The organism is Pseudomonas sp. NFX5 (genome assembly GCF_049132125.1).
In the GTDB taxonomy this organism is placed as follows: Bacteria; Pseudomonadota; Gammaproteobacteria; order Pseudomonadales; family Pseudomonadaceae; genus Aquipseudomonas; species Aquipseudomonas marginalis.
Window position 1 is genome coordinate 66,266 of sequence record NZ_JAFMZG010000015.1, and the last position, 6,599, is coordinate 72,864.

Annotated in this window: 9 protein-coding genes and 4 tRNA genes; all 13 read right to left on the reverse strand. The window is 54.2% G+C overall.

Annotated features, from left to right (window positions below; all coding sequences use genetic code 11):
* Positions 1 to 198: 198 nt before the first annotated feature.
* The 13 genes from rplL to birA all read right to left on the reverse strand — a co-directional run bounded on the left by rplL (position 199) and on the right by birA (position 6,357).
* Positions 199 to 564 (reverse strand): 50S ribosomal protein L7/L12, encoded by a 366-nt coding sequence (rplL, locus tag J1N02_RS10275; protein ID WP_027605163.1) that lies wholly within the window; start codon positions 562 to 564, stop codon positions 199 to 201.
* 78 nt (positions 565 to 642) lie between these two features.
* Positions 643 to 1,143: a 50S ribosomal protein L10 gene (gene rplJ, locus J1N02_RS10280; protein ID WP_003176433.1), complete on the reverse strand. Its 501-nt coding sequence runs from the start codon at positions 1,141 to 1,143 to the stop codon at positions 643 to 645.
* 199 nt (positions 1,144 to 1,342) lie between these two features.
* Positions 1,343 to 2,038 (reverse strand): 50S ribosomal protein L1, encoded by a 696-nt coding sequence (gene rplA / locus J1N02_RS10285; RefSeq protein WP_003176434.1) that lies wholly within the window; start codon positions 2,036 to 2,038, stop codon positions 1,343 to 1,345.
* Positions 2,038 to 2,469, reverse strand: coding sequence for a 50S ribosomal protein L11 (gene rplK, locus J1N02_RS10290; protein WP_003176435.1), 432 nt, complete (start codon positions 2,467 to 2,469; stop codon positions 2,038 to 2,040). The genes rplA and rplK overlap by 1 nt, the downstream gene beginning before the upstream one ends.
* A 117-nt stretch (positions 2,470 to 2,586) precedes the next feature.
* Positions 2,587 to 3,120: a transcription termination/antitermination protein NusG gene (nusG, locus tag J1N02_RS10295; protein ID WP_003176436.1), complete on the reverse strand. Its 534-nt coding sequence runs from the start codon at positions 3,118 to 3,120 to the stop codon at positions 2,587 to 2,589.
* A gap of 9 nt (positions 3,121 to 3,129) precedes the next feature.
* Positions 3,130 to 3,498 carry a preprotein translocase subunit SecE gene (secE, locus tag J1N02_RS10300; RefSeq protein WP_027605162.1) on the reverse strand — a complete coding sequence of 123 codons (369 nt, stop codon included), beginning with the start codon at positions 3,496 to 3,498 and terminating at the stop codon, positions 3,130 to 3,132.
* Between the two features lie 45 nt (positions 3,499 to 3,543).
* Positions 3,544 to 3,619 (reverse strand) — tRNA-Trp (locus J1N02_RS10305).
* 159 nt (positions 3,620 to 3,778) lie between these two features.
* Positions 3,779 to 3,854: transfer RNA gene (locus J1N02_RS10310), tRNA-Thr, on the reverse strand.
* Positions 3,855 to 3,880: 26 nt separating this feature from the next.
* Positions 3,881 to 3,954: transfer RNA gene (locus J1N02_RS10315), tRNA-Gly, on the reverse strand.
* Positions 3,955 to 3,977: 23 nt separating this feature from the next.
* A tRNA-Tyr gene (locus tag J1N02_RS10320) sits at positions 3,978 to 4,062 on the reverse strand.
* A gap of 142 nt (positions 4,063 to 4,204) precedes the next feature.
* Positions 4,205 to 4,651 carry a hypothetical protein gene (locus tag J1N02_RS10325; protein WP_027605161.1) on the reverse strand — a complete coding sequence of 149 codons (447 nt, stop codon included), beginning with the start codon at positions 4,649 to 4,651 and terminating at the stop codon, positions 4,205 to 4,207.
* A 7-nt stretch (positions 4,652 to 4,658) separates the two neighbouring features.
* Positions 4,659 to 5,408, reverse strand: a complete 750-nt coding sequence (locus tag J1N02_RS10330) for a pantothenate kinase (protein WP_065924111.1) — start codon at positions 5,406 to 5,408, stop codon at positions 4,659 to 4,661.
* Positions 5,398 to 6,357, reverse strand: coding sequence for a bifunctional biotin--[acetyl-CoA-carboxylase] ligase/biotin operon repressor BirA (gene birA, locus J1N02_RS10335; protein WP_421147341.1), 960 nt, complete (start codon positions 6,355 to 6,357; stop codon positions 5,398 to 5,400). Before birA ends, J1N02_RS10330 begins: the two co-directional genes overlap by 11 nt.
* Between the last annotated feature and the right edge of the window lie 242 nt (positions 6,358 to 6,599).

A 6,599-nucleotide genomic window follows, 5' to 3' on the forward strand; every position in this document is an offset into this window, starting at 1 on the left:
CCTGCTTGTTTGGCCCTCCCGACGGGAGCAGCCAGAAAATCTTGCAAACCCCATGGTTTGCACCACCGCATCGGGTGGCTACAGCGCGTTAATGGCGGCGACCGAGTCGACAGCCAAGAACGGAAAAAGGCCGGTGGCAAGAGCCACCAGCCATCAGCCTTCAGCTTAACGCTTGGGCTGGAGACGCAAGGTCGATGCTTACTTCAGCTCGACTTTAGCGCCTGCTTCTTCCAGAGTAGCTTTGGCTTTGTCAGCTGCTTCTTTGGCAACAGCTTCCAGAACCATGGCAGGAGCGCCGTCAACTACAGCCTTGGCTTCTTTCAGGCCCAGACCGGTCAGTTCACGTACTGCCTTGATCACGTTTACTTTCTTCTCGCCAGCCTCGGTCAGCATGACGTTGAATTCGGTTTGCTCTTCAACAACGGCAGCAGCAGCAGCTGGGCCAGCGGAAGCAGCGGCAGCGGAAACGCCGAATTTTTCTTCGAAAGCTTTGATCAGCTCAACAACCTGCAGAACCGACATTTCAGCTACGGCGTTGAGGATATCGTCTTGGGAGATAGACATTGCTGTATTTCCTGAATTGGGGGACGGCCTACGCGGCCATCGAAATAAACAAAAATACGCGAGAGAAGTTGCTCAGCCTTAGGCTGCGGCAGCTTCTTTTTGCTCGCGAACTGCAGCCAGAGTACGAGCCAGCTTGCTGGTAGCGCCTTGAATCACGCTCATCAGCTGCGAAATGGCTTCGTTGCGGGTCGGCAGTGTTGCCAGTACGTCGATTTGGTTAGCTGCGAGGAACTTGCCCTCGAACGCAGCTGCCTTGATCTCGAACTTATCCTGACTCTTAGCGAACTCTTTGAACAAACGGGCAGCAGCGCCTGGATGATCCTTGGAGAAGGCAATCAGAGTCGGGCCAGTGAACACGTCGTTGAGGACACTGTATTCAGTGTCAGCAACGGCGCGCTTGAGCAGGGTGTTACGTACAACACGTACGTATACGCCAGCTTCACGAGCCTCTTTACGGAGTCCGGTCATAGCGCCTACTGTCACACCACGGGCATCAGCCACGACAGCGGACAGAGCAGCTTTGGCAGCCTCGTTGACTTCAGCGACGATGGCCTTCTTGTCTTCGAGATTAATTGCCACGGGTTTAACTCCTGCTTGTTACCGTTTCATCTGGCCGGAGCCGGATGTCGTTTTGGTGTCTGATTCGGTAAGGAACCGGGAGCACCATCTGCGTAGGCTTGTTGGTTTAAGACTTGCGTCGCCTACGGTCTTGGATAGCCCCCGCCAGGCAGGGACCCCAATCTTTCAATTGGCGCAATCGCTTGCGCCAACTTGTGTCTTATACGTCCAGCGAGCCTTGGTCGATGACCAGGCCTGGGCCCATGGTGGTGCTCAGGGTAACGCGCTTGACGTAGATACCTTTCGAGGAAGCTGGCTTGATACGCTTCAGATCGGCGATCAGGGCTTCAACGTTCTCCTTCAGCTTGACGGCGTCGAAGCCGACCTTGCCAACGGAGGTGTGAATGATGCCGTTTTTGTCGGTACGATAACGAACCTGACCAGCCTTGGCGTTTTTAACCGCGGTAGCTACGTCTGGCGTTACGGTGCCGACCTTAGGGTTAGGCATCAGGCCACGTGGACCCAGGATCTGACCCAACTGGCCCACAACACGCATTGCGTCCGGGGAAGCAATAACTACGTCGTAGTTCAGGTCGCCGCCTTTCATTTCGGCAGCCAGGTCGTCCATACCAACGCGGTCAGCGCCGGCGGCCAGAGCAGCTTCAGCTGCAGGGCCTTGGGTGAAGACAGCTACACGAACAGTCTTACCAGTACCGTGTGGCAGCACAGTAGCGCTACGAACGACCTGGTCAGATTTACGTGGGTCAACACCCAGGTTTACAGCAACGTCAACGGACTCGCTGAACTTGACAGTCGACAGCTCGGTCAGCAGAGCAGCAGCGTCTACAAAATTGTAGGACTTGCCCGCTTCGATTTTGCCGGCGATAGCCTTTTGGCGCTTGGTCAGCTTAGCCATTACACACCCTCCACGTTAAGGCCCATGCTACGAGCAGAACCGGCGATGGTACGCACGGCTGCATCCATATCAGCTGCAGTCAGATCCGCGTTTTTGGTTTTCGCGATTTCTTCCAGCTGAGCACGAGTTACGGTGCCAACCTTAACGGTGTTAGGACGAGCGGAACCGCTAGTCAGACCAGCAGCCTTCTTCAGCAGAACCGAAGCCGGGGTCGACTTGGTTTCGAAAGTGAAGCTACGGTCGCTGTATACAGTGATGATCACTGGAGTCGGCAGACCTGGCTCAAGACCCTGAGTACGGGCGTTGAAAGCCTTGCAGAATTCCATGATGTTCACGCCGTGCTGACCCAGGGCTGGACCAACAGGTGGGCTTGGGTTGGCCTGAGCGGCCTTCACTTGCAGCTTGATGTAAGCGGTAATCTTCTTGGCCATGAGGCACTCCAATTACGGGTTCAAGCGCCTCGAAAGGCTCCCCGGTTACTTGCGCGTTTATCCCAGTGACGACAAAACCCCACAGCCTAAGGCTGCGGGGTTGGGATGCTTACTCAGCTAGACCTTCTCGACCTGGCTGAATTCCAACTCTACCGGAGTAGAGCGACCGAAAATGAGCACCGCGACCTGGATCCGGCTCTTTTCGTAGTTAACCTCTTCGACGGTCCCGTTGAAATCAGCAAACGGACCATCTGTGACACGAACAACCTCACCCGGCTCGAACAACGTCTTCGGCTTGGGCTTGTCGCTACCGTCGGCGACACGACGCAGAATTGCTTCTGCCTCTTTGTCAGTGATCGGAGCAGGCTTATCAGCCGTACCGCCGATAAAACCCATAACACGAGGAGTGTCCTTGACCAAGTGCCAAGTACCTTCGTTCATGTCCATCTGTACCAGCACGTAGCCAGGAAAGAACTTGCGCTCACTCTTGCGCTTCTGACCATTCCGCATTTCAACCACTTCTTCAGTGGGAACCAGAATTTCGCCGAAGCCATCTTCCATGCCTGCCAGCTTTACGCGCTCCAGCAAAGAGCGCATAACATGCTTCTCGTAACCCGAGTAAGCATGCACAACGTACCAACGCTTAGCCACGGGACACCCTTAGCCAACAATCAAGGAAACAAGCCAGCCGAGCAGGGAATCAAGCCCCCACAACAGCAACGCCATAACCAGAACAACAGCCACAACAATCAACGTGGTCTGCGTGGTTTCTTGGCGAGTTGGCCAAACGACTTTACGAATTTCGGTGCGAGCTTCCTTCACCAGGACCGCGAAAGACTTGCCTTTGGCAGTCTGCAGGCCTACAAAGGCAGCTACAGCAGCAAGGGCGAGCAAAACGAGAACGCGGTACAGGATCGGCGAAGCAGAATAGTACTGGTTGCCAACAACGCCCACGACCACCAAAGCGACTACAGCGAGCCACTTGACGAGATCGAAACGAGAGCTTTGAGCTTCAGCCTTAGGAGTCATCTATGAAGATCCTGTGAAAAGAAAGCCAGACACACCACGTGAATCTGGCAGGTCAGGAGGGAATCGAACCCCCAACCTACGGTTTTGGAGACCGTCGCTCTGCCAATTGAGCTACTGACCTAAAACAAAATCAGGCCGACCATTATGCAGACCCGAAAAAGACTTTACAACAACCAACCCCCAAAGACTTGAAATCACTCAACAACAAGCGATCTGAACACCATCAAGCCGAGCCAGCCGTTAAAACAAAGGCAGATATTTTCATATCTGCCTTGTTATATGGAGCTCTTGAGCGGATTTGAACCGCTGACCTCACCCTTACCAAGGGTGTGCTCTACCAACTGAGCTACAAGAGCGAAACACCGTGCACAACCTGCAAACTTGGAGCGGGTAGCGGGAATCGAACCCGCATCATCAGCTTGGAAGGCTGAGGTTCTACCACTAAACTATACCCGCGGAGCTTGCAGCTCACGCTAAAATGGTGGAGGGGGAAGGATTCGAACCTTCGAAGTCGTAGACGTCAGATTTACAGTCTGATCCCTTTGGCCGCTCGGGAACCCCTCCTAAGCGAGCCGGCATTCTACATCACGCCGGCCTTCTGTCAAGCATTTTCTCATTAAAAATATGAGGTTAGCTGCATTGACCTTCGCTTCGCACCTTAGACCTTAAAGGTCTTCACTGCGAAGCGGGCGCCATTCTATGCAAACTATTCGAGAGTTGCAATGCCTTCGCACAGCATTATTTTATGTTTTAACTCATTGAATTCCTTAGCAAGGTTTTCAAAGGGCAGGTCGTCAGCCAGGCGTCGGCTTTCCGGGGCAACTCGAAGCCAGTAACCTTGCGCATCAGGAGCACTCAGCAGCTGCACCTTAACCTTTATATCCAGGCTAGTGAGGCGCTGCTCAAGGAATTGCGCCTGTCGCTGGTCGGCAAAGCCTCCTATGTATAAGCAAGTATTTTGCGCATCAGATGCCTTAGCCCGATCCTTGCGCACCACAGCGTCGGAAGACTCGCTCAGCAGGCGAATATCCTGCTGCGTATTCCGATAGAGGCTCAGAGGGGTCACGTCTTTAGCACGCAACGGCGCCTCTTGCTGATGCCATATGTAGTAAAAGGCGTTCAGGATCAATAAAAGCAAAAACAGCCAACGCATAAACACCTCAAGATAAAGGGCACGCCATTGCCAGACCTACGAAAATCAAATCAGGAACGAGTCGAGCCTGAGGCACGGCATCCCTCACCAAATCAGCATCGCCCCCCGTCAGGAACACAGTGAAGTTATCACCCCAATAACTTCGGGCCAGCTCAAGCTGGGTCAGCACAAACCCTCTGAGCATCAACGTACAGCCACGCTCTACAGCCTCTACGGTCGTATGCCCTGGCGATAGGCGCTCCAAGGCTCTCTCGGCAGCTGCATCGTCGTAACGTATCTTGCGCGTATGCGTGCGCAGCTGATTACGCATGAGGGGCATACCTGGACAGATGAAGCCACCTAAATGCTCACCATCGCCAGCAACAAAATCTGCAGTAGCAGCCGTACCGAAATCAAGCACCAAGCATGCGCCCGACGCCAATTTGAAGCCGCCCAGCATTGCTAACCAGCGATCAAGACCAAGACGCTCGAAATCTTCGTAACCGTTGCGCACCCCAGCCATTTCTCGCGCAGAAACAGCGCAGGAAACCGCAACGCCAAAGGCCTCCACCAGCGCCTCAACCAGATTTTTTGTTTCGTCCAGAGCACGAACACTCACCAACCGGCAATGTGTCAATAACACACCAGGCAGCACTGACAGACTTTCAATCAATGCAACATCCGAACTAGCGACACCTTCTGCAGATGCCGTCGCCCGATCCGAATCAAGTACGCGCCACTTGATGAAGCTATTCCCACAGTCGAGCTCAAGAATCATCACGCAACCTCAGGCTTAACTCACCACCACTGTATGTTTTTTCAACACCACCGACACTTAAACGTAATGCCCCCTGACCGTCGATACCCAGCACCACCCCATCGACACGGCTGGCACCCGCTATGAGTGACACTGCCTTTCCCTGCCAGGCATGGCCTTTTTCCCACTCATCCCGAAGCGATGAAAATCCTTGCGCCCTGTGTCGATCCAAGTAGCTTTGCAACTGCAAGCACAGGCGCGCCACCAGAGAGTTACGATCAACTGGAGACCCCGTCTCCAACTGCACTGACGTCCATTGCTGATCAACCTCTTCAGCCTTCTGCATATTCACGTTAATACCGATGCCGAGGACAACGTGGCAAATATCCGCGGGATCCCCTACGAGCTCCAGCAAAATCCCGGCAATCTTCTTCTGCCCCACCAGGACGTCGTTTGGCCACTTCAGAGCCGCACCCCGCACTCCAGACTCACGCAACGCCTGCATTACCGCCAAGCCAACCACAAGGCTCAGGCCTTCCAGCTGTCGCGGACCATTCTCGATACGCAATAAGAGGCTGTAATACACATTCTGAGCGAACGGGCTGACCCACTTTCGACCACGTCGCCCTTTTCCCGCCGTTTGCTGCTCCGCAAGCACCAGGTACGGCGTCGCACGCTCAACCTCAACAAGGCGCAGAGCCTCGGCATTTGTCGAGTCGATGGAGTCGTAGATATGGATAGGCCACACCAGGGAAGACGCATGCAGTGCAATCTGCTCAGAACTCAAGAAAACCAGCGGCGAAGCTAATTGATACCCCCTCCCACGAACCTTGTGGACCGGCAGATTCAATTCGGCCTCAAGATGCTGGAGCTGCTTCCAGACAGCACTGCGACTAACGCCCAGGGCTGCGCCAAGTGCTTCTCCGGAATGGAATCGGCCATCTTTTAGAAGTTCTAACAACGTCAGCATGCAAGTATCGCCTCACAATGAGGCACGCATGATAGCCATGCGCAGGGTCATTGCATAGAAAGGCCGGACTTTAGCACTGAAGCCCGTCCCGAGGCGCCTCTTCGCACTTTCCGACCGCCCAAAACAAAACCCCATCTGCTTTCGCAAATGGGGTTTCGGAATTTAATCTTGACGATGACCTACTCTCACATGGGGAAACCCCACACTACCATCGGCGATGCATCGTTTCACTGCTGAGTTCG